The 26,012-nt window shown below is 33.0% G+C and carries 25 protein-coding genes, 1 pseudogene and 1 riboswitch; of the genes and pseudogenes, 5 read left to right on the top strand and 21 right to left on the bottom strand.

The annotated features are described in order from the left end of the window. Positions 1–78: 78 nt before the first annotated feature. Positions 79–1,542 carry an Msr family ABC-F type ribosomal protection protein gene (locus BMX63_RS02745; protein ID WP_093131748.1) on the top strand — a complete coding sequence of 488 codons (1,464 nt, stop codon included), beginning with the start codon at positions 79–81 and terminating at the stop codon, positions 1,540–1,542. A 279-nt stretch (positions 1,543–1,821) separates the two neighbouring features. Here BMX63_RS02745 and BMX63_RS18265 read toward each other — a convergent pair whose 3' ends face one another. The 6 genes and pseudogenes from BMX63_RS18265 to BMX63_RS02720 all read right to left on the bottom strand — a co-directional run bounded on the left by BMX63_RS18265 (position 1,822) and on the right by BMX63_RS02720 (position 8,222). Beyond that, on the bottom strand, positions 1,822–3,423 hold the full coding sequence (locus BMX63_RS18265; RefSeq protein ID WP_093131746.1) for an ABC transporter permease: 1,602 nt from the start codon (positions 3,421–3,423) through the stop codon (positions 1,822–1,824). Continuing rightward, complete coding sequence (locus tag BMX63_RS02735; protein WP_093131744.1) at positions 3,423–4,340, bottom strand: ABC transporter ATP-binding protein; 918 nt, start codon at positions 4,338–4,340, stop codon at positions 3,423–3,425. The genes BMX63_RS18265 and BMX63_RS02735 overlap by 1 nt, the downstream gene beginning before the upstream one ends. A gap of 12 nt (positions 4,341–4,352) precedes the next feature. After that, positions 4,353–5,000: a TetR/AcrR family transcriptional regulator gene (locus BMX63_RS02730; RefSeq protein WP_245732687.1), complete on the bottom strand. Its 648-nt coding sequence runs from the start codon at positions 4,998–5,000 to the stop codon at positions 4,353–4,355. 170 nt (positions 5,001–5,170) lie between these two features. Beyond that, positions 5,171–5,316: riboswitch (cyclic di-AMP (ydaO/yuaA leader) on the bottom strand. 261 nt (positions 5,317–5,577) lie between these two features. Further along, positions 5,578–6,522 carry a Na+/H+ antiporter NhaC family protein gene (locus BMX63_RS02725; RefSeq protein ID WP_245732686.1) on the bottom strand — a complete coding sequence of 315 codons (945 nt, stop codon included), beginning with the start codon at positions 6,520–6,522 and terminating at the stop codon, positions 5,578–5,580. A 31-nt stretch (positions 6,523–6,553) separates the two neighbouring features. Further along, positions 6,554–7,045: a Na+/H+ antiporter NhaC family protein gene (locus BMX63_RS18260; RefSeq protein WP_220083809.1), complete on the bottom strand. Its 492-nt coding sequence runs from the start codon at positions 7,043–7,045 to the stop codon at positions 6,554–6,556. A 23-nt stretch (positions 7,046–7,068) separates the two neighbouring features. Beyond that, positions 7,069–8,222 (bottom strand): annotated as a pseudogene (locus BMX63_RS02720) (trans-sulfuration enzyme family protein). Between the two features lie 193 nt (positions 8,223–8,415). Here BMX63_RS02720 and BMX63_RS02715 point away from each other — a divergent pair. Both BMX63_RS02715 and BMX63_RS02710 read left to right on the top strand, forming a co-directional pair. Continuing rightward, on the top strand, positions 8,416–9,075 hold the full coding sequence (locus BMX63_RS02715; protein ID WP_093131742.1) for a FadR/GntR family transcriptional regulator: 660 nt from the start codon (positions 8,416–8,418) through the stop codon (positions 9,073–9,075). 144 nt (positions 9,076–9,219) lie between these two features. After that, positions 9,220–10,176 (top strand): threonine ammonia-lyase, encoded by a 957-nt coding sequence (locus BMX63_RS02710; RefSeq protein ID WP_093131739.1) that lies wholly within the window; start codon positions 9,220–9,222, stop codon positions 10,174–10,176. Between the two features lie 164 nt (positions 10,177–10,340). Here the strand turns inward: BMX63_RS02710 and BMX63_RS02705 are convergent, their stop codons facing one another. From BMX63_RS02705 to BMX63_RS02660, 8 genes are all read right to left on the bottom strand, one after another. After that, positions 10,341–10,514: a DUF3231 family protein gene (locus BMX63_RS02705; protein WP_093131737.1), complete on the bottom strand. Its 174-nt coding sequence runs from the start codon at positions 10,512–10,514 to the stop codon at positions 10,341–10,343. Positions 10,515–10,701: 187 nt separating this feature from the next. After that, positions 10,702–11,706, bottom strand: coding sequence for a DUF3231 family protein (locus BMX63_RS02700; protein WP_093131735.1), 1,005 nt, complete (start codon positions 11,704–11,706; stop codon positions 10,702–10,704). Positions 11,707–12,020: 314 nt separating this feature from the next. Further along, positions 12,021–13,772: a recombinase family protein gene (locus BMX63_RS02695; protein WP_177167151.1), complete on the bottom strand. Its 1,752-nt coding sequence runs from the start codon at positions 13,770–13,772 to the stop codon at positions 12,021–12,023. Position 13,773: 1 nt separating this feature from the next. Then, entirely contained in the window at positions 13,774–14,211 is a 438-nt protein-coding gene (locus BMX63_RS02690; protein ID WP_093131731.1) for a hypothetical protein, read from the bottom strand. Beyond that, positions 14,212–14,427, bottom strand: coding sequence for a hypothetical protein (locus tag BMX63_RS02685; RefSeq protein ID WP_093131730.1), 216 nt, complete (start codon positions 14,425–14,427; stop codon positions 14,212–14,214). A 457-nt stretch (positions 14,428–14,884) separates the two neighbouring features. After that, positions 14,885–15,187 (bottom strand): DUF960 family protein, encoded by a 303-nt coding sequence (locus BMX63_RS02675; protein WP_093131726.1) that lies wholly within the window; start codon positions 15,185–15,187, stop codon positions 14,885–14,887. Between the two features lie 777 nt (positions 15,188–15,964). Continuing rightward, positions 15,965–16,282 carry a hypothetical protein gene (locus BMX63_RS02665; protein WP_093131722.1) on the bottom strand — a complete coding sequence of 106 codons (318 nt, stop codon included), beginning with the start codon at positions 16,280–16,282 and terminating at the stop codon, positions 15,965–15,967. 41 nt (positions 16,283–16,323) lie between these two features. Next, positions 16,324–16,650, bottom strand: coding sequence for a hypothetical protein (locus BMX63_RS02660; RefSeq protein ID WP_093131720.1), 327 nt, complete (start codon positions 16,648–16,650; stop codon positions 16,324–16,326). 672 nt (positions 16,651–17,322) lie between these two features. Here BMX63_RS02660 and BMX63_RS02655 point away from each other — a divergent pair. Together BMX63_RS02655 and BMX63_RS02650 are read left to right on the top strand one after the other, a co-directional pair. After that, complete coding sequence (locus BMX63_RS02655) at positions 17,323–17,748, top strand: hypothetical protein (protein WP_093131718.1); 426 nt, start codon at positions 17,323–17,325, stop codon at positions 17,746–17,748. Positions 17,749–17,770: 22 nt separating this feature from the next. Beyond that, positions 17,771–18,973 carry a phospholipase D family protein gene (locus BMX63_RS02650; RefSeq protein WP_093131716.1) on the top strand — a complete coding sequence of 401 codons (1,203 nt, stop codon included), beginning with the start codon at positions 17,771–17,773 and terminating at the stop codon, positions 18,971–18,973. A 40-nt stretch (positions 18,974–19,013) separates the two neighbouring features. Here the strand turns inward: BMX63_RS02650 and BMX63_RS02645 are convergent, their stop codons facing one another. The 7 genes from BMX63_RS02645 to BMX63_RS02610 all read right to left on the bottom strand — a co-directional run bounded on the left by BMX63_RS02645 (position 19,014) and on the right by BMX63_RS02610 (position 25,956). Then, the gene (locus BMX63_RS02645) at positions 19,014–19,913 is read right to left on the bottom strand and encodes a tyrosine-type recombinase/integrase (RefSeq protein ID WP_177167150.1); all 900 of its coding nucleotides are present in this window, start codon (positions 19,911–19,913) and stop codon (positions 19,014–19,016) included. Between the two features lie 590 nt (positions 19,914–20,503). Next, positions 20,504–20,998, bottom strand: a complete 495-nt coding sequence (locus tag BMX63_RS02635) for a hypothetical protein (RefSeq protein ID WP_093131710.1) — start codon at positions 20,996–20,998, stop codon at positions 20,504–20,506. Positions 20,999–21,001: 3 nt separating this feature from the next. After that, entirely contained in the window at positions 21,002–21,250 is a 249-nt protein-coding gene (locus BMX63_RS02630; protein WP_093131708.1) for a hypothetical protein, read from the bottom strand. 456 nt (positions 21,251–21,706) lie between these two features. Further along, positions 21,707–22,558 (bottom strand): hypothetical protein, encoded by an 852-nt coding sequence (locus tag BMX63_RS02625; RefSeq protein WP_220083806.1) that lies wholly within the window; start codon positions 22,556–22,558, stop codon positions 21,707–21,709. 265 nt (positions 22,559–22,823) lie between these two features. Beyond that, positions 22,824–24,047, bottom strand: a complete 1,224-nt coding sequence (locus BMX63_RS02620) for an MFS transporter (RefSeq protein WP_093131705.1) — start codon at positions 24,045–24,047, stop codon at positions 22,824–22,826. Positions 24,048–24,059: 12 nt separating this feature from the next. Continuing rightward, positions 24,060–25,106: an ArsR/SmtB family transcription factor gene (locus BMX63_RS02615; protein WP_093131703.1), complete on the bottom strand. Its 1,047-nt coding sequence runs from the start codon at positions 25,104–25,106 to the stop codon at positions 24,060–24,062. A gap of 409 nt (positions 25,107–25,515) precedes the next feature. Next, positions 25,516–25,956, bottom strand: coding sequence for a hypothetical protein (locus BMX63_RS02610; RefSeq protein ID WP_093131701.1), 441 nt, complete (start codon positions 25,954–25,956; stop codon positions 25,516–25,518). Between the last annotated feature and the right edge of the window lie 56 nt (positions 25,957–26,012).

Below are 26,012 nucleotides of genomic sequence, written 5' to 3'. Positions count from 1 at the left end.
GATACGAGCTTGGTCCAGAAGCTCGTATCGATTCTCGCTATCGATACGAAATGATAAAAATTTCGGGAGGTAGCAAAGATGGAACAAATTTGTTTTGAATTTGAAAATGTTGAAGTGACATATTTAGATAAGGAAATTTTAAAGATTGACCGATTAGCGATCCATCAATTCGACCGTATCGGAATTGTTGGTAAAAACGGGGCAGGAAAAAGTACCATTTTGAAATTATTAGCAGGTAATGTTCAACCAACAAAAGGGAAAGTGCTTCGTCATGTTGAGTTCGGATATTTTGAGCAAATTGAAGCACCACCAGCCCTTGAAGCCGATCCAGTATTACTTGGAAAATTAGATATACCAGAAGATTCAATTCAGTTAAGTGGTGGGGAACAAACCAGGTTGAAGCTTGCTCAGTTGTTTACCCATTATTACGAAGCATTGCTAATAGATGAGCCGACAACGCACTTGGATCAAGATGGGATATCTTTTTTCTTAGATGAACTTCGGTATTATTATGGAGCGCTTGTATTAATTAGTCATGACCGTGTTGTACTAGACGAACTGGTCACGACGATTTGGGAAATGGATGAGGGTAAGGTACGTGTTTATTCAGGAAATTATAGTGAATATGCAGTTCAAAAGAAGTTAGAACGTGAACAACAACAGAAGGCCCATGAACAGTTCATTAAAGAAAAGAGCCGGCTCGAAAAAGCTGCACAAGAAAAAATGAAAAAAGCTCAGAAGGTTGCTCAGGCAAAACGAATGTCAAAAAGGGAAGCGAATGCCCTACCGAATAAATCGTTAATGACAAAGTCCAAAGGTACCAGCCAAAAAGCCATGCAACATGCAGCAAAAGCTATTGAGAGTCGAATGGAAAAACTTCAGGAAGTTGAAGCTGTTAAAGAAGATAAACCTATTATCTTCCATCCATCTAAAACGGTAGAATTGCATAATAAGTTCCCCATTATGGCAGACCGATTTACTCTTAAAGTTGAGAACAAAGTATTATTAGAAGATGTTCGTTTCCAGCTGCCACTTGGTCAAAAAATTGCGATTTCAGGCAGCAATGGCAGTGGAAAAAGTACATTGCTACACCATATAGCGAATCTTGATTCTAATTTAATCATTTCTCCAAAAGCAAAAATGGGTTACTTCAAGCAAATGAGTTATCAATTCACGAGTAATGAAACGGTGTTGCAATTTGTGAAAAATCGATCAGAATATGATGAAACATTTTTACGGCGTATTTTACATTCCATGCAGTTTGTTGGTACAGATATACAAAAAAACGTGAAATCCTTAAGTGGTGGAGAAGTTATTCGACTCCAACTTTGTCAGCTGTTCTTAGGGGAATATAATATTTTATTGTTAGATGAACCGACCAATTTTTTAGACATCCATGCTATTGAAGCATTAGAAACTTTTTTTGCAGGTTATGAAGGCACAATCCTTTTTGTATCACATGATAAACAATTCATAAAAAATGTAGCAGACTTTCAATTGAATATACATGAGAAAAAGTTGATACAACATTCAATTGATTGAGAAAAACTGCCAAGAGGTGGGGGTGAGCCCCAAAATGTAGAGTGTTAATTTTGCATCTGATTGGCTGGTTTGAGTTCGATATTGTACTGGACTTAAACCAGCTCGTTTGATTTTATTGAAAATCCTGAACTTCCGCAGCTTCCTCCCCCCAACTTCCTCGTATAAAAAACTGAAGGCCTACCAGACAAATTCCGGAAAAAGCCTTCAGCTTTGAAACATCCTTTTCTTTGAGGGAAAACCTTGTAAAGTAATGATAGTCTGATACTCTGCTTAGCCATGTTAATTTTTACTATCACGTTTTCGAAAACCTACAAAGCTAATCATCATTAATCCTAACGCAATAATACTTAATAAGAACAATGGCATAAATGTTACATCCTCTATAGGTACTTGTGGAACATGACCAAATGGAGATAGTTTCCCTACCAAATCGGGAATTTGCATTAAGTTCCCTAAATATAGGACGAAGAATGAATAAATAAAATAAATCCAAATCAAAGAGGTCAGCATTGGTAATAATCCAATAAGGAATGCAGCGATACCAATCATAACCAGCATTGCTGGGTAAAATACAAGAGCTGCACTATAGACCATTCCTAATTCCAGACCCGTATCCATAACAGTTGTTGCTGCAGACCACAGGCCAAGGGCACTAAGGGAAATCATCACAAAACCATTCACAACCGCCATGATTAAATAGGATCCTATAAGCTTTGTCCTCGATACAGCCCTACTTAATAAATGCTCCAAACGCTCCTTTTTCTCTTCACCACGAAGTTTATTCATAGCCATAACAGGAGGTATCGTTGCTATAAGAGAAATGACGATCATCAATGTTGGAATAAATTGTTCGACAATAGAAGCTCCTTCAGCTTGTTGTAGCATTTGTTGATACATTTCATTTCCTTCAAAAAACGATTCTAAATCGCCAAATATAGATCCATAGGAAGCCCCTAGCACAAACAATCCAATTGCCCATGCTATAAACCCGGTTCGCTGCAGTCGAAACGCTAAACCAATTGGACTTTGCAAAAGACGCGAGGCATATCTTCTCCCTGGTTTGGATGCTATGAATCCTTGTTCTAAATCACGAATATTATTTAGGTAATTTGCAACTACAAATAATAGGATAGAAACAGCCAGCATTAACAATATAGAGCCCCAATTATTAGATGAATATACTTCTGCTTTCGATACCCATCCTAATGGAGAAATCCATGATAATGCTTCGTTACTTATATCAGTAATAGCCCGAAAAAGGTAAGCAAGAAGCAGGATAGCAACCGACCATCCGATCGTACCTCGGGAACTTTCTGAAAGCTGGGCGAAAATCGCTGTCACTCCTGTAAAAACGAATCCCGTCCCGCCTAAAGCAGCACCATAAAGCAAGGACCCTTCTAAATCCATACTTTCAATTCCAAGTCCATACAATCCAAAGCCTATAACCAACGCTAAACCAATAAACGTCCCACTTGATACAATTAATGAAGCATTTAAGTAAGAAAGGCGGCCTGATGGTAAAGAACGAATCATTTCAATGCGACCATCCTCTTCATCTGCTCTTGTATGACGTGTCACAAGTAAAACAGCCATTATACCGACAATTACTGCAGTCATTACTATCATTTGATGGGCTGTCATGGCACCAATCGTATAATTATCCAAATCACCGGTCCCTAACATCGCTGTCATTGCGGGATTTGCCATAGTTTCAGTAATGGCATCTCTTTCCTGCTGCGTTTTATATAAATTATCAAAAGCAGGAGGTACGACTAATGTGAACATTGCCAATCCCATTATCCATAATGGGATTTTTACTCTATCAAGACGGAGAATAAATCGAGATAGTTTACCTGTGTTAGCAAAGCTATGTTGATCCATTAACGGACACCTCCTGTTTCTTTCCCTTCTGATTTATCTTTGCTTTCATAATGACGCATAAATAAATCTTCTAGGGTTGGCGGTGCACTCTCCAACTTTTCAATTCCAAACTGACTAATATGCCTGATAACATCGTCCAGTTGTTCCGTATCTACTTGAAAGGTTAAACCTTGATCTGTTTCTTCTATTTTATGGATTCCCTGCAATTCATTTAACGATGAAATGGATTGTTTTGTCTCTACAAGAATATGTGTACGGGTTAGATGACGGAGTTCGCTTAATGATCCAGTTTCTATGATTTTGCCTTGTCGAATGATTCCCACTCTATCACACAATTTTTCTACTTCTGAAAGGATATGACTTGAAAGCAGTACACTTTTTCCTCTGTTTTTAACATCCATTACACACTCCTGAAAAACCTTTTCCATCAACGGATCAAGTCCAGAGGTTGGTTCATCTAGAATATACAAGTCTGCATCTGATGAAAAGGCTGCAATTAATGCAACCTTTTGTCGGTTACCCTTAGAATATGTTCGGCATTTCTTTGTGGGATCTAAATCAAATTTTTTGATCAATTCTTCTCTTCTGCTTTTATTATTGCCCCCTCGTAATTTTACAAATAAATCAATTACTTCCCCACCTGTTAAGTTAGGCCATAAATTGACATCACCCGGTACATAGGCCAATCTCTTATGAATTTCAACTGCCTCATTCCAAGCATCCTTACCAAATAACTTAACTTCCCCTTCTGTTGCCTTTAAAATACCCAGTAATACTCGTATTGTCGTTGATTTACCGGCTCCATTAGGTCCAATAAATCCGAAAACCTCCCCACTACCAACTTCGAAATTAACACCATCTAAAGCTGTAAACTTCCCAAACTTCTTCGTTAAATTGCTAACTTCCAATACGCTCATGTTTAATCCTCCCTATTTGTAAAAACTATACTTCAGTATTTTTGAATAACTCTCCCATTCATTAAGATACTCCTCTCCAACTCCTTCAAAGGTGGTTAGTTGATTGACTGCTTTCTCCCCAAATCCGAACATCGTCCAATTAAGAATCTCGATCGCTTTTTGAATATCGATGTCCTCACGAAATTTGGAGTAGTCGATATTCTCATATATTTTTGTAACCCCCTCTTCAAAGATGGAATCAACTCTTTGCTTAATGTCGTCCTTCACTTCATCAGATTCCTCAAGGCGTAAGGAGCTAAGAAAATCAAATACATGAGGGAATCTTCTGTGGATTTGCAATTTTTTTAAGCCTAATTTCTCGATTCTTTTAAAAATATCCCTTTCATTCAAATCGATTTGTTCATAAATTTCCTCGATTATTTGAACACCGTATTCGATTAAATATAAATAAAGATCTTTCTTGCTATTAAAATAGTTAAATAACGAACCTTTAGAGATTTCGGCCTCTTTTACCATTTCATTTGTTGATGCTTTTTCAAAACCACTTTGAACAAATTCTTTTATTGCGGCGTTAATAATACGCTCTTGTTTCTCTGATTTTAGGCTGTTAAATATAGAATTAATGATAATGATCCCCTTTCTGCATAACCTAAATGACATATTGGTCAACAAAAATTAAGGAGAAAGCAGTGACAAGTTCTCGGCCCGACTTGGTCATTCTGCTTAAGTGTTGACCACATCGGTCAACGAATCTCAAAAAATTTTTTATACCCATTAAAAAGGACCATCACAAACAAGAATGGTCTTAGGATAACCCATAGACCTTTCTCTCGAGTATTATGTAACGCTTACGAGGTTAGCTGTCGGATTAGGGACTGAGAGTATCCCCTCTTACTAAGTAAGATTCACCCCAAGATAGACAAGTATCTATCGAAAACGGTTCCCCCGCTCAACTTAGTTTCAGCGAATAAAAGGTGTTCGGCAATATTTTTTTGTTGATTTAACTAAAAAATACTCCCATTATTCTCTATTGTCAATAACTTTTTTCACTTGAAAAAGCAAAATGTTCTTACCTATCATCAACTAAAAGCTGATACACGACTAAGGACCATTCTGGATGTGATCTCCTTCCCATTTGGCCGCTAATTCTTTTATACGTAAGAATAGAACTTTTAAGAGAGCAAAGAAATCCTTGTGGAATAAAGGAAGGAGAAGAACCCTTCTTCTCCTTCCCTCGCTATTGTTGAAGATTCTTGGAATTTGTCAAATTAGTTTGGTCTAGATGATCATCGTCTCCTATTTTCCGAGTGCCAAATCCAGCTGTGTATGGTGCAAGTAATCCATATAATGCAGAGAATATAAAGCCCCCAAGGTTAAAAATCGCCCAAGGTAAGAATTCAAAATTAGTCACACCTAAGGTAGTTGCCATAAATACACCAGAAACAGTCCATGGCATCAATACCTCTGTGATTGTTATGGAATCCTCCATATTTCTCGAAAGATTGACTGGGTGAAGCTTCTTTTCTTTATACACCTTTCCATAAATATCTTGAATTAAGAAAAACGATACAAGAGCATTTGATGTACAATTAATAACTGCGAACCCGGTTACAAGAGCGGAGAATGTTGTACTACCAATTGTTTTCAAGTGTTTGATAATACCTTCGAGGATAATGGATAAGGCTTGAGATACTTCTAATGCTGATGCGAAGAAAAAGGCAACAAAAACAAAGAAAGTTGCATTATACATTGAGTAGAGACCGCCTCTATTTAGTAATGATTGCATATCTTCACTAATTACATAGGCATCTCCACCTAGAATATCAACATTAAAGCCTGAAACAGCTGAAGTAAATTGATTGGATATAGATGCGTCTTGTGTGATCGACGCGAGGATTAAAGCTGTTATCGCTGAGGTGAATAATACAATTAGTGGTGGTTTTTTCATTAGAGAACCGGCAATTACTACAATGGCTGGTATCAACAAGAGTGCATTTAAGTTAAACAGCTGATCAAGACCAGAAATCATTTCCTGGATATTTGCCAGCTGTGTTGAATAAGTTTCAATTCCTAAGCCAACAATCGTAAAAACGATGATAGCAACTATGGACGATGGGATTGCCGTATATAACATATGCTTAATATGCTCATATAGATTAGAACCTGCAACAAGTGAACTCATGTTTGTTGTATCGGATAGTGGAGATAATTTATCACCAAAATAAGCTCCCGACCACCACAGCACCTGCTGTAATAGCTAAGGATAAATCCATGGTTTCAGCAATACTCATAATGGCTACACCAATTGTCCCAGCGGACCCCCAGGACGTCCCAACACAGGTAGAAACAATCGCTGTAACTAAGAAGGCTAATAAGTATAAATAACTAGGGTTGATAATATTAAGACCATAATATACAAACAAAGGAATCGTACCTGAAATCATCCAGGTTCCTATTAAAATTCCAATACAAAATAAAATGGCTGGAAGTGCCCTTTTTATTTTATCCCCCATGACAACAATAATTTTGTCCCATTGATGGCCGTTCAACACAGCAAAAATGGCAAATACAATTCCTGCAAATAGTAACATTAATTCTGCTGGATACTTTAACATTCCAATTCCACCAATAAAAATGACTAAAGAAATAACAATTGGAATGAATGCGATCCCTAATGAAGGACGTTTAATCGTAGTCTCGCTCATTATCCAACTCTCCTTTACACTTTTTATAGTTGTTGAAACGCGCGTTCTAAATCACTAATTTGAAGCTCAGAACCTTCTAGTCCTACTGACAGTCTAATTAAGCCTGGTGATATGCCTTGTTCTTTCAACATTTCCTCATTGTCCTCTTTGACTGGCGAATTCACGAGGCTTTCATAGCCCCCCAACTAACACCAATTTTAAATAACGTTAAACCATCAATAAAATTACACACATGGGCAAAATCTGCCTGTTTAAGTTCAAAACTCAGCAGCCCTGTAAACCCCTTCATTTGTTTATTTAAAAATGACTTGTTCAGTTCCATACTAGGGTGGTGAATATTTGCCACATCTTCTTTTGTCTTTAAATAATCAACGATTTTTATTGTATTTTCCTGATGCTGTTTTAACCGTATTGGTAAAGTACGCAAACCTCTAATAACCAAATAAGCGTCGTTCGGTCCCAAAACAGAACCATTGAGTTGATAACCATAAGTAAAGATTTGATCAACTAATTCATAACTACCTATTACCGCTCCTCCAACGACATCACTATGACCACCAATATATTTCGTCAATGAATGAATTGATAAATCAAATCCTAATGTTAATGGTTTTTGAAAAATTGGTGTCGACCATGTATTATCAATAGCCGTAATAATCCCATTATCTTTAGCCTTTCTCGCCACAGCTTGAAGATCGACAACATTCATTAGCATAGTACCTGGACTTTCCACATAAATCATCTTCGTATTTTCTTGAATCATAGTATCCAAGTTAGTTAATTCATGATCAACACAACTGTAGGTGATATTAAATTTCTTAAACTGATCCATCAATTGCGTAGTAGGTCCATAGATGTTATTGATAAATAAAACGTGATCTCCACTTTCGAGCAGTGAAAAAAACACAGCACTAATGGCTCCCATTCCTGATCCGAAGCATTTACACTTATCCCCCCTTTCAAGTGCAGCTAACTTTTTTTCCAGAACTTCAACTGTTGGATTGACCCCTCTAGAATAAACGTAATGTTCCCTCTCCAACTTTTGAGCCTCCGTAAATTCTTTAAAGCTTTCAAAAGCAAAAAGACTAGTTTGGTAGATTGGTGGGGAGACAGACCCATTATTTTTGGAAGGATTTTCACCAAAATGGGTACATATTTTTTCATCGGTGTTAAACATAAGTTAGTCAACCTTCTTTCCTGAGATGATTAGGTATTCCAGTCTTTCATACCTTTAAAAAAATACTATCACACCTCCAACCTGTATGAAAGGTTAAAATATTCAGAATTTATTGGTTGTAATCATTAAAATGGATTAACACCAAATGTTATTATAAACTTAAACCAATACCATTCAGAGGTGACGGATATTCATGAAGACTGTAAAAAAGAAGAGACTATCTGAATTAGTTGCAGACGAAATTAAAGCCTATATAAAAAAAGAAAATCTCAAAGAAGGGGATCGTTTACCTTCTATCTCTACCTTAATTAACATATTAGGTATTGGACGATCGTCCCTTCGTGAAGGGCTACAGTTATTAGAAGCACAAGGAACTATAGAAATTTTGAATTCAAAGCCCTTTCAAATCCAGACATCCTTCGATATTGAAAATGAGAGACAATTTTTATTAGAAGCATTGGAAGTACGAACAGCACTGGAAGGAAAAGCAGTAGACCTTGCTGCCCAAAAAGCAACTAACGCTGATATAGAGAAAATGGAATATCATTTAAAGACTTATGTACAGTGCATCGAAAATAATGAAAGAGAAAAAGCTAACATCTCTGATTCCTTATTTCACCAATCCATTTACGAAGCTGCTCGTAATGATTTATTAAAAAGTATTATTGACTCTGTTTGGGATACATTTCATGAATTCTGGAACGAACCATTTGGGATTGAGGACATCTTTGATAAGAGCTATCCATACCACGAAGAAATGCTACAAGCTATCAAAGACCAAAATCCAAAAAACGCATCAATAGCCTTTCAAAAGATTATGGACTTTGTAAAGACTACTATTGAGAAGATATAAGGGGGAAGCGAAGCAGGGAGACGATTCTTACTTCCTCATCATTAGATATAAAGTTGGATGAGACGCCTGGCAATCTTACAGGTTTAAAGAATTTTTTCTGGACTCCAACATATATTTAAACCCTAAAAGGAGGGTAACCTGCAGATGATTAACTATCATGATATTCTACAGGCTCGTGAAAACATTGCTAATTTTATGAACGAGACTCCTGTATTACATTCTTCTAAGCTAAGTGAAATATGTGGAAATGAGATGTATTTTAAAGCAGAACATTTACAGAAAACAGGTTCCTTTAAAATTCGTGGAGCAGCCAATAAAGTGAAGAAGACTGTCAGAGACGGGGTGACATTTGTTACTGCAGCCTCCAGTGGAAATCACGGACAGGCAGTAGCCTATATTGCGAATCAGTTGGGGATACAAGCTACCATTGTCATACCAGTTGATGCAAACGAAAGTAAGAAAAATGCTATTAAATCATACAGAGGAAATATTGAAAAGTGTGGAACCACGTCAGCAGAGCGTCTGCCAAAAGCCAGGGAATTAGCAATCGAACATAATGGTACCTTTATCCCACCGTACGATGACCCATTTATTATGGCAGGACAAGGTACAATTGGTTTAGAAATATTGGAGCAATTGGAGGACGTTGACATAATTGTTGTTCCAATCGGCGGCGGTGGATTAATATCAGGTATTTTAACAGCAATTAAACAAACCAAGCCAAAAGTGAAAATTATCGGGGTTGAACCAGCGACCGCCAACGATACGTTTCTGTCTTTAAAAAATAAAAAGATAACAGCAATACGAGCGACAACTACGATTGCTGATGGACTAAGAACCAGTCAGCCTGGGGATATGACATTTCCTATTGTACAAAAATACTTGGATGACCTTGTATTAGTTTCGGATGAAGAGATCAAAGTGGCACAATCTTTTGTGCTAGAACGAATGAAACAGCTCATTGAACCCTCCAGCGCAGTGACTGTAGCGGCTGCAATGAATGGAAAATTGGGTATCAAGGATAAAAAGGTGGTCTGCGTGCTGTCAGGTGGGAATGTGGATATCAGGAATTTGGGATCCACTACAATACAAAGGGTTTAATAGAAAGTTTGTTATTGGTATTATTTTGGTACCAGTAGTCGGATCGAATTGGAGTATAGAAGGTAACAAACCTGAATCATTAGAGGAAATCTATACTTTTTATTGAGTTACATTTATTTGTTTATTTCTTTCTTCCAGCCATTCCTAATCAGGATTTTAGCCCCTTAATGGGTATATTTGAAGATATCTTTCATAAACACAGTAGTTTTAGCTGCTAAATCATGCCGCAATTTAGAAGCGGTCTCTAGTGAGTTTCCTCCTATTGCGAAACTACAGCATAGACTTATGCAATACATCATGAATTTATCAGAAAACGGAGCAACTGTTGAACGTAGCATATTACCATGAGATCGTGAAGGTGTATGAATACCATCTTGGAGAAAGGTGTCACGAATTCCTTAATGATGCTTTTTGCAATTTCTTAACCAGTCATTGATATTCTGAAAACTTTTTTAGTTATATATAATTGTTTTCTCTGTAAAAAATGAGCATTATACAAAATATTCTCCATTTAGATGTTAGGTATTACTTATCTTTTGCAAGTTCCTTTCTATTTGGAGCTAATGGTGGTTGTTCTAACCAGTTATTTTTGGTCATTAAATTAAACCACTCTTTTGTAACCATCAGGTTTTTTAGTATTATTTTTTCATAGGTTGTTACGATGTCTATCCGCATGGCAGATGCAAGACCAGCGCCATGGTATGATTGGGAAGATTGTAATAAGAATCCAATATGATACAACATTAACTTATCGGAAAAAGGAGAATCTGTTGACGTTGTAACCTCTGATTCCCATGACATCGGAACAGGTAGATTATCACCTTTTAGTATTTTACTAAGTGATTGAATTTGCTGATTAGAAGTGTTCTGTGTACTCTCTAAAAATTTTCTAACCTCTTTTGATTGTGTTACTTGACTAAATCCAATCGAAAGTGATTTTTCCAATATTTTCTTTTTGATATTAAGGGATAGGGCAATAATTTCTATTGATGCCAAAGGTCGCTTGTCTCCAAAAAAACCATTTATAAATTGTTGTCCTGAAACAAATTCAGGATTCTCTTCAGGGTAAAAGTATGGGTCTCTTTGAAAATGCCCTTTTTCAAGTAGTAATTCAGTAGTTCGATGATACATAGTCATCCCGTCATTAGTACATGAATCATAAAAGTGCCGTAAGTCCTTTCTGACAGAAGAACTAAGGGATGTTGAATGCCCAAGTAAACCATGTAGTGTCATAATATGTAAATAATGCAAACAGAAGATATCAGAAAATAATCTTTTAGTCCCTTTGTTAAGATCTGATTCAGTAAAGCCAATCGGTACTGGGAATCCCTGGTTTTCAATGAATTGCCTTATTTGACTTTTTTGTTTATCAAATGTCTTTATCGCGTCTTCAAACAGCAGTTTTATCTTCTCATCTTCTATAATGGATAACATATATTTATTTACAATGTCTACGGCTGTACCATTTACATATTCGCCCCACAATGTTCCTATTTCAGCAGATGTGAGTTTTAAATCTTCTTTATCCATATAATCACCTCAACCTAATGTTTCCCAAAGGTATTAGGTTTTATTATGACTATTAATAAACTAAAGTATTTAGTAAGGACATTTACCTCTATTTATCTGTTTAATGGGTTTAGACTTATCAACTCTCATTATTTTTGATTTGTTTGAATGCTAGTTCAATAAGGTTTTATCTAATTCTTGTTCAACAGATCTCCTATAAATAATGAACTAATAAATGATTTGATACATAGAATCAAGGTTGAATCATAAATTTAGATTTGTTTTTTATTGTATAGGGCTCTGTTTCTCTATTTAAATTTAAAAACAAAAAACACTCACAAACATTGATGTATCAACATTTGTGAGTGTTTTATTATTTTTAAAATTAACTCGTTTTTATCTAAAGATACCGGTGGTCCGGTATAATCGTCATACCCACAATGGGCAACATGATTAAGTATTTTATTAAATATTTCCCTTCTTTCGTCGAAGTCCTCCTTCACTTTTACTTTATTGATTTTTTTGACTATCTGCAAATCTTCCATTTCAATTTTATACTTAACCGTCAGTTTTGAATTTCCATTTTCTAATTCTTCCACAATGACCTTATCAATGAAGCGGGAGACAATATCTCTTTGTAATTCTTTATCTAACATTTTCACAAAGTCCATCGTAAGTTCAAACTTATCTCCCTTTACTAACATTTTCTTAAATGCTTCAAGAGATTCGATATTGTACATATCATCTTCGTCAAAGTTTTCTATTTCAATTTGTAATTCTTCACTTTTCTCTTTAAGTTCAATCATGTTTTCCTCATAAATTTCTTCTAAGCGTTTATCATCACTTTCAATTACTTTCTTCACAAGTCGATTAATCTGTTCTTGGATTTTGTTTTTCTGTCTTTCTAAATTTAATTTTTCACTTAGTTTCTTTTTACTACTGCTAGTATATTCCTCAAACTGCTTATTGAATAACTTCAGTAGCATATCTTGATTAATAATATGATTCATGCTATCAATTAAGAGCGGGTCTATCTTATCAACACGAATCCCCTTTGCTTGGCAGAAAGCCCTGCTATGTCTTTGTTTACCACTACATATGTAGTATTCATACTTATTTCCACTACCGTTTAACTTCGCATTAGCAAAGTAGTGATTACCACAATTTCCACAAGTTAGAATCCCACTAAGAAGATGCTTACTCCCTTTATGCTTATTTCTAAAAGGGTTATTATTAGATTTTTCTTTCATTAACTTTTGAACTTCGTTGAATATTTTCTTACTAATTATTGGTGTGTGACTATCTTCATTAACAATCCATTGGTCTTCACCATTCCATTTCTTTCTGTCTTCCCCAATATTTTTTCTTCTATTGTAATGGAGGTCTCCTGTGTAAATAGGATTTACTAGAATAGAACGAATTGTAGACTTGCTATATTTCTCTCTTCCGAGTGCTCGTTCCCTTATTAAGTGTTGAGTAATAGTATCTATGCCTTTTCCCTCTAAGTACATATTAAAAATAGTTTCTACTACATCTGCCTCTTCATTATTGATTTCGTATTTCTTTGTCTTTGGGTTAATATTATATCCAAGTGGAGCAATACCACCTAAAAAGCGACCCTTAGACCTTGCAATACCAATCATATTATCACGAACAGTTTCGGCAATTTGCATTCTCTGTAACTCTGCAATTGCACCTAAAATGTTAATCATAAAAGTTCCCATATAATTATCTGTTCGAAGAAATTCTTCTGTGGCACTTGCAAATTCTACATTATGCTCTTCCATTATATCTATATGGACAAGTAGATCTTTTAAATTTCTAGCAAAACGACTAAGACTGTAAACAACTATTACATCATAATCGTTATCTTTATGTTTTATTTCGTTAAACATTTGCTGAAAAGCAGGACGCTTGGAAGTACCACCAGAATAGTCAAGATCTTCATAAACTTCGACTAGTTCGTAGCCTTTTTGTTCACAATAGTTCTTAATATGGCTCAACTGTGTTTCTTGTGATTCTTTCAAGTTGACCTTTGCCTTCGGTCCCATATCAGATACCCTAATATAACCTACTGCTTTTTTCATATTAATAACCTCCCTCAGAAATAGAAATAAATTTTTGCAAATTGTCTGCGTACCGATCAAAGAATTCAGGGTGCGCAACATTATCCTTTTTCTGATAAGGCATTAATAGTTCTATATGTCTTTCTCTACATAACTGCGCTAATTCCCCTAATTTAAGAGGATTATACCAATGTGCAAAAAGATCTAAAATAAATACTTTATCAATTTTTTCATAACTTATGACCTTCAGCATTTCTTCAAAATCTTCACCAACTGAACCTACATCTGAAAAGAATAGATTAATGCTGTAATCAGAACCATAAATATATTGGAACTCCTTATTGTCCTCAAAGTTAGCGACTCTCTCCAAAGTATATTTGTAAAGCATGTACTTTGTTGATTTTTTTTTAACTACGTTATCAGATAGAACACAGTAAGCAATAGCATTCCATTTAGCCATTTAACGCACCTCCTTATGGAAGTGTGCAAATTCACTAAGAATTTTATTTGCCTCTTCAATGTCTATTTCTGTTTCTATCTTCATTCTATCTAATAGATTAGAATATTCCTTAACTAATTTTAGACGTTCAAACTGAAACTGAGCAAGGCGTACAAGAACTCTAACTTTCTTAATATCAACCTCTAATTCCACAGACTTATTTCGTTCTTTTTCCATAAAAAAAATCTCCTCCTAAAAATAGATTGTTCTAAATGGAATATTAACGCGTAATAAATAAACACTTAAACAAAGTGTATTAGTTTATTAATATCCATTTACCTTGAAACAATCTATAATTAGAAAGAGATACGTGTATGTATCAAATATATATTGCAAAAACAAAAATATAAGAATCTAAAAGTATATAACCTATAAACTGTATAATATATTGTAAAGTAATATTACTACGAATTACCAGTAAAGTAAAGGGCCGATTTTAATCTTTTAATTTCCTTACTTTATTTAGTCTACTTCCATTATCATAAGGCTGAGAGTAGTAAACATTGCCACAATTCAAACACTGAACATCGCAGACACGATCGTAGTTAATTTTATCCTTTAAATCTTCAGGGTATTCCTCTACCCTGATAACATCTAGAATCCCACCACATTCACAAATCATCTTATCACGCCCTTAATATTCTTCTGCAAGCATTACAGTTATAGTCTTGCTGTCATCTATAATAAAAACCGTTCCTTTAAACGTATTGTTTACATTCGTAAGAGTTAGTTGTTTTCTGAAATGAGGTTCTTCTTGTGAATGATTTATATAAGTGTTTTTTCCATTAGAAGAGATAGATATATCAAATGTTTGTAAATAATCTACTTTAGTAACTCTCTTCATATCCATTATGGAATCTAACATCCCTTTTATAATTTCAGGCATTATTTGACTTTGTACCGGCTTAGTTGTAAAGACTGGTTTTGGTTCGAACATTATATTCTCCCTTTTAACTTTCCTTTTAGTATAGCATTATTTGATATATATAAGATAGCACATGTCAAAATCCTATTAAATAAAGAAAAGACATACTTTTTAAGGTATGCCCTACTCATTTAATTCTCATATACAGGTATCCCAATATCAACGATAAAAATATACTTACCAATAAGGCCCTTTCTATCCAAGGAGTGCTTTCCACATTAAGTCTACCATTCTTTGCATGAATATAACCTTGAAGCACCCAAAACCATGTATAGCCGCCACTCATAAGCAAAAGTGTGAAAAATATAATTGGAATAATATTATTAATTTGAGGTATTGCCACACAGATTAACAAGATATATGAGATGAATTTACCTCCAAATACTTTAAAAGCAAAATCTGTAGGAATGCCATGTTCTAATTCTGCGCTCTTATTATAATAATTGAAATACAGTATGGTATTAAAAACTATTCCCCCTATAAGCATTACAGTCCATGAGATTAAAAAAAAGTTTATAGTTGGAATTCTGTAGTATATCCACATCCACGGTAAACAAATAATTGTAAAAATAGTAGAGAAATACACCATTATGAATATAAGGGCAATTCTATGCCATTGTTTCTGAACTATAAATCCCAAATTTGTTCAACCCTTTCGCATTATAATCAATAAAAACACTTAATATAGATGCGTCTATTCGATTTTATTTGGCTCAATATGCGACAGCATTATTGCAGGAAGTACTACAACCAACGATCATTTAGAAAACATCATCTTATTGAAACTTTTTATTTATGAAAAAAAACTAATAAAAAAGCCTGATAATTAGTGAGTTTCTTAACCTTATTTAACAATAACTCCCTTTCAATATCCTGTGTACCAAAACCACTCTCACTAATTTCTGATAATATCTTGTATAAGATTTCCTTGCATGACAAGTCAGGATATACTGCACTCTTGTTCAAAGTGTCCTTAATAAAAGAAATTTCTTTTTTCGTAAAGATAGATAATAATTCATTTCTAGTTGATATAATCTTTTTACTTATTCTTTTAGATTTCTGGGTATAATAATCTATTTCTTTTTCAGTAAAATTCTTGTGATCCAAAAATAATCCTCCTTTACCGAAGTTTAAAATCAATTGTTCTACTATATTATGTCAGTCAGGTATCCTATAGGAAGATCGACATCACTATGGATATCTTGTTGAATAATGCTGTATTCCAATCCATACTTTTTGCATATCTTAGAGAATCTTTTAAAGTCTTCCCAATTCCCTAATTCTTTGTAATCGTAAAGTAAGACTCTATCAACTGTTTTTGGATCTATAAATTGAATATATAGTTCTAATAAATCAATGTTCACTAACAAATACATCTTGAGTTCTCTATTTAGAAAATTTGCGTGATTCTTTAGCCTCTCTTCAATATCTACGTAATGTTCTTTATTAAATGTAATACCAAAGTAATATCCCAATTTCATCACCCCTAATAGTATTTGATGATAACTATAGCGCGAATCTAATCATCATCAAGCGTTTTGTATCAATGAAAAAAAATTCTCCGTTATGAATTAACAAAAAACAGCGATATTGCGATCAATAACAGATAATAAATAAACACCTTTAACTATAATTTTGGTCTGGGATTCTGAAAATGGCTTAATTATAAATATGGCGGATTCTGCTAAAAAACGGGAGAATCGTTAATAATTAAGGATTATAATTAAATGTCGTTAAATATCTAATTTCTTCTTTTTATTAATACAAGATTATTATTTTTAATTAAAATTCTCTATATTAGGATTTTTTTCATCTTCAAGGTGGTATTTTCTTTATTACCGCGTTATTTGAGATTTCATGCCACAAATATTAATATTCATTAATAAATAAAAATAATAATTATAACTGTTATATTGATTATAAAGACTATAATCAATATAACAGTTATTAATTCTTGATAAACATTATAATTAGTAACAATGATTATCAATCAATGTTATTGAATAACTGTAAATGACTAAAGAAAACTACAAAGTTATAAATTACGATAAACAACCTTCATAAGCCATGAAATCGCTAAATTCGGCTGCATAAATTTGATATATAATAAACATAAGGAAAATTTTGTAGAGAAAGGATTTGGTTTTATGGCAGACACACGTAAATCAACAAATTATAATAAGGAAAAATTAGAAGATGGATTAGGTTTAAAGAGATTGTCCAACACTACTATCTATCTAAAAGATAATGAATTTGTTCTTTCACCATCCGTACAAAATCAACACAAATGGTTTGATATTCGAAAAGTTAATTTAGACCGTTTTAATGAAAAACCTTATAAAGGGCATCTACTTATTCGGTATTTTGATAAATTTCTATTAACTGATCTAGACAGATTCATACAGAAAATGACGCCTACAGAAAAATACATAGAAAATCAAAATATAGGAATACATTGGAAGTTTAATGTTGAAGAGCAACAAGAGGGATATACGTTAATCAATCGTCAAGATAGAACTCTTACCTATAACATAACCGAATACTCCATTGAAGAAATTAGAAAGTTAATCTGATTACAATAAAAGAGGTGAAATAATGTCCATAAATATTATTAATCAAGATTTCGGAGAAAAGTTTTATAAATTGCTAGAATCAACTCAAAGTGAAATTAACATAATTTCTCCTTTTATTGGTCTTAAAACTGCATTCAGTTTAAATGAATGGCTTGAACAGAACCCGAACATAAAATGCAATATAATAACTCGCTTTAATAGAGAGGAGTTTATCAGGGGTGCTAGCAGTATTGAAGGCTTAGAACATCTTATAAATGCTGGAGCAAATTTATATGCTTTACAAGACTTACATACAAAGTTATACATCTTTGACAAAAACTCAGTTATTATGGGCTCTGCAAACTTCACTTTTAATGGTTTCTATAAAAATCATGAATTTGGATTGTATATGGAAAATGAACCTGATTTCACTAGGGAATGTCAGGATTATTTTGATCAAATTATATTTATGATAACTTCAGATGGTGATTGGAAAGTCACCCTAGAACGAATAATAAAAGAAAGGCAACTAGTAAATAAGAACATTAAAAACCGGAAAGGAAAGAAAGGATTAAATGAGTATAACCAAGCCAAATGGGGAGCAAAAATAGACCAAGAAAATCAACAAGAGAAAACACTCAAACTAAGAGAACATGACTTTTTGGAAAATGCTATAAAAGAAACAGTTCATAGCACCATTAGTACTGGTATATGGTTAAAGTTTGAAGGAACTAGTGAAAACAGGATATCAAACAACGAAGTTTACTTAAAAAGAAAAAGAATAAATAATGAATATATAAATAGAACTTTTTTCCCTGTTAGACCCACCGGCATTAAAAAAGGGGATTTATTATTTTTAACAGTTGTTAGTAAAGACAAAGATGATAATGAGGTTCCAATAATAGTCGGATATGCTACAACTAACGGATATAACAAAGATTATAAAATTGATACTCAAGACCCTAAATATATTAATTGGAATAATCGATTCCCATACTACGTTGAATTCAATAATGGTAGATTCTTAAATGACAGTATTAAACATGGCATTTCTTTAATTGAACTGTACCGCGAATTAAAACATGATGTTTATCCATCGACTGTTAATAAACCTGAAACTAAAATCGAAAGCATTAAAAAGAGGCATTATCAAAAGCCACATCTCCAAATTACGGAATATGCTAAAGATTATCTTTATAGCAAACTAAATAGTTTGTTCGAAAGATATGGTTATGAAGATATTTAGTATATGAAAAAAAAGCGTTCCAAAAATCTGAACGCTTGAATTAAAATTCTGTTTTTTTCAATGCATCTTTTAGTTCTCGAATTGAAGGTGTTACATATATTCTTGTTGTATCAATACTACTATGCCCCGCAAGTTCTGCTATAGATTGAATATCCACCCCATGCTCCGCTAACTGTTTACAATACGTATGCCTAAGTGAGTGTGGGGTAATCTCTATTCTTAATAGATCACTATACTTTTTTAATATATACTGTATGGCCCTTGTAGTTATGTAGTTGCTTTTACTACTCACTAGTAAATATTCAGTTTCCTGATTTCGTACCTTTAGCCAGTCAACTATTACTTGCTTAGTGTTATCGGTCAAGGGTACAATCCTATGTTTATCACCTTTACCGTTTACATTAACAATATTTCTATGAAAATCAATGTCTGAAATTCTAGTATGACACATCTCTTCAACACGCAATCCTAAATTCACCCCTAAATATACTATCGCTTGATGAAGCATTCCCTTTTTATAATTTTGTTGCTTTGTAAGTTCGATCATGTGTAGTAATTTACCAACTTCTTTTCTAGTTAACCAACGTATGTTATTCTGTTTTTGAACCTTTTTGATTTTTATATTATTTGAAAGGTTAACATTGGTTGAACCACTAGTTACCAGAAATTCTGACCATTTCATTAAAGCAACTAACCTTCTATTGATTGTACTAGGAGCAATAGTTGAATCAGATTTAAGTTGACGTTCATAGTCTTTTAAATCAGTCGAGGTGAGAATTGAAATTAAGTGAGGCGGTTCATATCTTTTCTTAATCCATTTAAAAAAGTGGTTTAAATCCTGAGTGTAACTTCTTATTGTGTTTAGACTTTTATCATTTTCAAGTAGAAATGTTTTAAAACTTTCAATTGATTGTGAAAGAGTAGTTGAAACAATGTTCATTCTGATAATCCTCCCTACTATGTTATACGACAAAAACAGTATTTCTTTTATTGGTGTTATGCGACAAGAAAACATAAGGTACATAAGTAATAATGTCGCATAAACCATATTATCTGATAAAAACTATTTGTTCGTATTATAGCGCGTTTAGAAAAGTTAAGCAGCACATATAATAGATTCTTACATTAAATATTAATTCCTAAGAAAAAACAGAATAGTAATCAAATTTTATATCAGGAACATCTTTTTCCAAATCATACTTTGCTACTAATCTATTATAATTGTTCTGCCTTCTTCAATTCGTATTCAGGCAGGAATTCCCTTAGATCGGAATGCTGAAGAATACAAAGTACATTTTTTGCAAGACACAATATGTCCTCATAAATAAAGGAAGGAATTATCAAGCAAAGACTGTGTCAACTTTTTTTCAAGAGGTAAAAATGGCAAAAAAAAGAGAATGCACTATTAAAGATGCAATCTCTGAGTTATCTCCCTATATCAAATTTAAAGAATTCATATTAAAGAACTCTTTTTGGTTTCCTATATATATAATAGGAAAATAATTCGTAAAAGGAATCTCTTAAATAGATCTATACATTAGTAACATCCCCTTCAAAAGTTTCAAAGTGTTTTATAAGTTTTAATACATTCTTCTTTAAACGCTTATCAACTATTCCTTCTTTTACAATTCTCTTGTATGTTCTTATTTTTTCAATATTATCAAAGCCAACTTTATTTAGTTCATAAAAGTCAGTTGGAACTTCTTCACTAATTGCACAATACCCCTTATCCAAATAAAGATTTACAAGTATTATGTTAAATTGTCTTTCTATAAAGTATCTCATAATGTCTTCATCCAAAAGTGTTAAAGCATCATGTATGATTACATTCTTAATACCTTGTGATTCCAATTGGTTTAAGTACTTTCTTAAGGTATGTCTGCGATTGCTGTACTCTAACCTACTTCTAACAAATATTCCCTTAATCATTGCAGCATTACACTTTAAAGAATATTCGTTATCCAGCATTTCTTTCTTATCATTTGATTTTACATGCATAAAATAACCAGCATTTCTTAATTCCATACCTTATCTACCCCCTTCAGAAAAGACAACATACTTCTTAAGGACATCAATTCCTTGTTCATAATCTTTATCTGTAGTAAAGGTAGATGGTATATCTTTTACTAATTGTTTAACGATCCATTGATACTGGAATTCTACACAAATATCCATAGTCCGTTGGAAATTTATTAGAAATTCAACAGTTTTGTTTTCATTTGGAATAAAATCCAAGTAAATCTTTCCTCTGTAATTTGGGTTGTGATGTAAAACCATAAAAAAATCTCCTCCATTAATTAGAATTGTTTTAATGGAATATAAAATACAAGTATAAATAAACACCCACCGTCAGTGTTGTTTAATGTATTAAATATCCATTTACCTTGAAACAATCTAAAAATAGAAGAGATACGTGTATGTATCCATATATATTGCATATAAAAAATCAAAAGTAAGAATCTAAAAGTATATAATCTATAACACATTTAATATAATCTTTGAATTAATAGTATCAACAATTACTAGAAATGTAAAGGACCTATTTCAATCTTTTAGTTTTCTTACCTTATTTAATCTACTTCCAATATCGTAGGGCTGAGAGTAGTAACCAATGCCAAATTCAAGACACTGAACATCAAAACACGATTTTGATAAGCCAAGAAATTGCTAAATTCGGCTGTATAAATTTGATATATAATAAACCTAAGAAAAATTATGGAGGAGATAAAATCATTATTTGTTTTTCGTGATATATTCCTGTTCTGTCATAATTTCTATAATGTCTTTTGGTTCAATTTTTACTTTTGGATGTACATATGAGTAAAGTTCGTACACGCCGTATCTTAGAATGTTAATGGATTTTTGGATCACCCATTTTTTTACTTTTGCTTCTATTACTTCATTAGGTAAGTATTCTAAATTATCCTTTGTAATTCCATAATCACTATCCTCATATTCAGCCTCGAATGTAAAATATCTATAGTAATTCAGAGGTTGCTTGAATTTAATGATATAGTGTTTATTGCTTTTATCTTTAACCCAATCTAGTTCAATCTTATCGTCTTTTAAGAATCTTGCTAAATCAAACAATATCTCTGGTCTATCCCTTGTATATCCACCGTATGTAAGTATATTTTCATGACTTAAAAATCCATTAATTTGAAAATCACCATAAAATTTATGTATCACTCGATTTTTATATTCATCTTCGTCTGTTAGACTAAATCCCTCTGCTTTCTTACTTATATCCACTTTATTACCCTTAAATAAAATGTACTTTTCTTCTAGATTAATTTGAATACCTTTATTTTCTAAATAATCCTGTAATGGAGTTTCTTGCGACACAGCGTCTTGTAAGTTAATTATACCTTTCTCATTAATAGAATGACAATTATCAATACTGGTGGTACTATGCAAACTAACCAATTCTATATCCTTTCCTAACAGTTTTTCATCCTTTATATCAAATACTTTCAAAAATTCTATTACATCTGTACTTTCCAAAAAAACAAATTCTGAAATTACTTCTTCAGTTAGGTCTAAGAAATCTACTAGTGATTTAATATTGCTATTATAATCAGTCATATCAAATATCAAACTTTAACACCTCCAACTAAATAATAAAAATTTATCATCAAAAATACCCAGATACTACGTACCTTTAATTCTTATATTCCATGTTGTATCCTTCAAGATAGTCAGATTTAATTTTCAAATCCATGTTCTGTGTTCGCGTAAAAAACTTAAGCCATCTTCTCAAAGATAAAAATCGGTATTCTGACCTTGTATTTTTCAACATCTTGATCCATGAGTCATCTTTTCGTTATGTATAGTATTAGTTTAATATTGTTTAAGAGACTAACTTATCTCCTGTTCTATAACTATCAATAAATTTAAAATATGGAAGGGTAATTCCTAAGATAGAAACTATACAAATAATAGAACCAATTAATAAATATAATGGGCGTACTCCCCATATCTCACTTATAAATCCCCCAACAAGTACACCTAAAGGCATAACACCCCTAATAACTAAAAGTCGAACAGAGAATACTTTGCCCATAAGATGATTGGGTACGGTTTGTTGACAGATGGTTGTATTATGCACGCTAAATACCGCCATAACTATTCCCCCTATTATTTCAGTAGTAATACCAAATATAATACTTGTATTAAAACATAGAGCAATAAAGGTCGTCCCTCCAATGAACAGTGCCCCCAGCATTAGAATTCTACGACTTTTATAAACTATTTTTCCAACCAATATAGTACCAATGATATATCCAATCGGGAAACCAGCCATAAAATATCCATATTCAGCATAACTACCTTGTAACTCCTCAGTAATATAGGGAAGTGTCGTGACCATCGTTACACCAACTCCAAATTGAACAAATGCAAGAAATCCCCCTAACCAAACCACAATTGGTTGTGTAAAAAAGTAGGATATCCCCTCAATAAATTCCGCCAACCATGAATTTCTTACTTTTTTAATACTTCTAGATTCTTGAATAAAAAGTAATGTTAAGCCACTTAGTATAAGTAGAATACTTACTAGAGAAAGTGTTGGTGTGACACCTATGAATTCAATCACAATACCACCTAGTATCGGTGCCATAAAGGTCATCAATCGAACTGTTCCATCAATATAAGCATTCGCTACATGCAGATGCTCTTTTAAAACAATTGCAGGTGTTATTGCCTGATTAGCGGGTACATACAATGGAGTAATTAATCCAATTACTATTTGAACCAGATAAATGTGCCATGATGCAAGTGATCCTGTAACTAATGCAAAAAGTGGAATTAAAAATACAAGTCCCCTAGTCCATTGTGAAAAAATCATGACCCATTTACGACTCCAGCGGTCTATAAATGGCCCAATAAACAATTGAAGAATAAGAGAAGGGATAAAATATAAGATCCACATACTTCCTAATGCTAGGGTTGAGCCTGTTAATTGGTAAATCAATATTGAATTGCAAAAGGTTCCAAAAGCCCCACCCAATTCTGAAATTCCATTCCCTAACCATACAGATACAAATGAACGGTTCTTCAGTATTGATAATTTCATTAATTATTCCCCCTATTGTTGCTTTAGATATATCTCTAACTCTTTAAATAAAAGTTCAATTACATCCCTTTTCAACGAATATTTCGATTCAATTATCTCTACTAATTTTGCTGATCTTAAAATCTTTAGATGATGGTGAATAGTTGATTTGCCAACATTTAATTGTTCAGTTAGTTCTTGTAATGAATGATTTCTTTCAGATAACAATTTCACAATCTTAAGACGAGTGTCATCTCCTAAAGCCTTATGTTTCAGTACTAAAAAATTACTAGGTGTGTACTTGTCGTTAGGAGTTATACTCTCATTTGAAACTGGATAGTAAAAAACCTTTGTACCCTCAATATCAGCCTCAATATTCCATGGTCGATAAATATATTGCGGGATTAATAAAACTGTATGAACACTGGGTTCAGGATTATATGTAACTCCTCCAGTTGCCCACTGAACCAACTCTTCTGGTGTTAGTTTCAATTTCATTGTTTTTTTAGATTCATAATCATTTTTTAGAATTATGAATGTATCTTTTTGATTTTGTTCCAATACTTCCAAATACCATTTACTCATGACATTAATAAGATGTTCTTTTAAATGAGCGACCTCAGTTTTGCTAATAAATTCTATGTATTCAGGAAAAAAAGGATTGTCACCAGTTACCTCAATCAATTTTTGAATTGCACTCTCATCACCTAAAGCAGCCATCTCCCTGTGATTTTGAAAGTCATTCCCCACAAAAGGTAAACAAATGAATTTAAACTCCGAGTCCTTAAGGTTTCTAATATAGGAGATAAACTCAGATAAATCTTTAAATTCTTTTTGATGAAGTAATTGTAGTAACGATTTCCATGTATTGTTTTTTTCAACGAAGTTTAGTTGCTCCAGTAATTCTGCTGATATTAATTGCTTTATGTGATTCCAATATTCTTCAGGTCTTTCTAAAGTTTTTATAAGTTTCGAATTTGTAATGGCTGCTATTCCTAATGCACTTTCCCATAATGTCGAATATGTTAGTTGAACATTATATGTCTCTCTTTTTCTACTAGTTAGTTGTAATACATCCACAATAATCACCTCAAAAGTTTTATTACAGATTAATTCTATACTTTTAGAATAAAACATTCAACTAATATAGAATATTTTATCTTCATGTTAGATTAAAAACTAATAAAAAAATAGCAAACCCTCTAGAATAATTAGGCTTGCTAAAATTACTTTTCATATAAAATTATTATTTAAGAAAGACACGTTTACATCACACCACATAAGGTCATCAAGACTCCATTACTGGTATATGCATTATATTATAGTTCTCTTTGGAAGAATGCCTTAATGAAGACATTGGAGAACTTATTTGGTCATATTATAACGCGTGCAGAAAGTCATGCAGCGCACATTATAAGATTTATACACTTAGCATTTAATAACCCAAGAAGATCAATATATGTGCTAATTATAGTAATTAAACTTTATATTAGAAACATCTTTTTTCCAATTCATACTTTGCAACTAACCTATTATGTAATTGCTCTGCCATTCTCAATTCATGTTCAGGCAGGAATCCCTTAAGAACGGAATACTGAAGACTAGAAAGCGCGGTTTTTTCAAGACACAACATGTCCTCGCATAAGTCATGTTCACTTTTTTCATAATCAGGTTCGGTGTTTTTCCTTTCCAAATGTTTCTCTAATAATTGTGATTTTGCTTCATCAATCATTTCTTCCACTTTGTCAAAAAGTGTTAGGACACATTCGGAAACATCTTCTGCTAGATAATCATCTGTATATGTTTGCCCATCTGTCCGATCAATAAGATATACACCTTTCTCATTCTTATAAACACCAACGTAATCAAACTTATTACCTACTCCTATATTTAACAGATTATCGTATTCTTCTTTAATTAATTCATTCATCACTATCCTCTCCTTTCTTTTTCAAAATTCAATGACTTGAATTTTAACTTCAACTC

The organism is Salinibacillus kushneri (assembly GCF_900111405.1).
Lineage (GTDB): Bacteria > Bacillota > Bacilli > Bacillales > Alkalibacillaceae > Salinibacillus > Salinibacillus kushneri.
The sequence above is the reverse complement of the archived record's forward strand: the minus strand, read 5'-3'. Positions and strand labels throughout refer to the sequence as shown.